We start from the raw sequence: 1,004 nt of genomic DNA on the forward strand, positions 1-1,004 counted from the left end.
GTCACACATAAGAGATTCTCCTCCTTCCGAAAGATTGGCCCGGATGATAGCATCCATAATAGTTTGATAAAGTGGATGTCCTGATGCGGTGCATAAGCTTGTCTGAGATTTACAAGTGGTGTCTCTGCTGTAATGTGTTTAGACAGACAGGAGAGCCACAGATATTCAGACAGGTCAAGCTGAGACAGGACGATCAGCTGAACGGGTATCATATAGTTATACATATAGTATATCCCATTAGAAACTTTTTCAAGTATTTTTGAGGAAGTAGAAGAAAATTTCTCTTGTAGATAATGAATAAGTTTTCTGGGAAAATGATGAGATACCAGAGTCAGAGTAACCTGGTTGACTGCTGAAGAATCATTCAGATAATCAGGAATGCTGTAGGCATAAGAAAGGGCTTTGAAATAGTTGGATATGGTCATGCTTTCATCAGGACCTTTATAGTCGACGGCGTTGTATTGCCGAAAGATTTTTGCAATGGGGGAAGGGATGGGAGGGCTTTCTGGACGCTTGACAATCATTCCATCCAGCCGACGTTGCCCTTTGTTCAGAATAAATTCAGAATGCCAGGTAAGCATATCATTCCATTGCTCCAACTCAATTTGAAAACCGGAGAGAAAGGCTTTATGCCAGTTGATATGGTGTTTTGTTACTACAATAAAAAGACTCCTTTCTGAGCAGCGGAACTTACACAGAACGGAGACTCCTTTCCCGGAATTCTGAGCAGATCCATCTTTAGTTGTGGTTCATTGTCGGGGATATTTGCTCGAAGTGAGCTTCCGAGAATGAGAGTTAATAGAACAGTAATTACTATGTGATTATAGTAACATACAGTGATCGAAAATACAACAAGAAAATATAACAAGTGGATATGCAAAATAATGCTTTTAGATAATGGGTCTATATCACTTTTGCCCCCACTTTAGTTCCTGTTTTCCGGCGCCACAACAAGCTTTCGTAGGTGAAATGGGCCAGAAACGCAGATTGGTGGCCGCGAGTTC

Annotated in this window: 1 protein-coding gene; it reads right to left on the bottom strand. The window is 41.0% G+C overall.

Annotated elements, in window-relative coordinates:
- A partial coding sequence (locus LKD36_RS17465; RefSeq protein WP_308460392.1) for a hypothetical protein occupies nucleotides 1-581 on the bottom strand: 581 nt, incomplete at its 3' end.
- Nucleotides 582-1,004: the final 423 nt, after the last annotated feature.

The sequence above is a fragment of the Hominiventricola filiformis genome (assembly GCF_020686965.1).
Classification (GTDB): Bacteria; Bacillota; Clostridia; order Lachnospirales; family Lachnospiraceae; genus Hominiventricola; species Hominiventricola filiformis.